1 protein-coding gene is annotated in these 240 nt (G+C 34.2%); it reads left to right on the top strand.

Going from position 1 to position 240, the window contains the following annotated elements; all coding sequences use genetic code 11:
* On the top strand, positions 1 to 240 hold a 240-nt coding region (locus SB822_RS60565), incomplete at both ends, for a hypothetical protein (protein ID WP_410859583.1).

Genomic DNA, 240 nt, shown 5'->3' with positions numbered 1-240 from the left:
GGCTCCGAGGCAATAAATTTTCTAAATCAAGAAAATTCAAGCGTTCAACAGTTATACAGATATTTAAACCCTATGGTTAGTTCCAAACAACTGAAGTTTGTTGCCGATGAGGAAGAGCTTAGCATCAAATTAACAAGCAAGGAAGAGAACGGTATAAGCAAAGAAACTAGTGCTAAATATGTGTTAAGTTCTGGTCAAATGAATGTATTGGCATTGTCAATATTTTTATCCGTTAATGAA

Source organism: Paraburkholderia sp. SIMBA_054, assembly GCF_046534875.1.
In the GTDB taxonomy this organism is placed as follows: Bacteria; Pseudomonadota; Gammaproteobacteria; order Burkholderiales; family Burkholderiaceae; genus Paraburkholderia; species Paraburkholderia hospita.
This window is presented reverse-complemented; position numbering and strand designations above follow the sequence as displayed.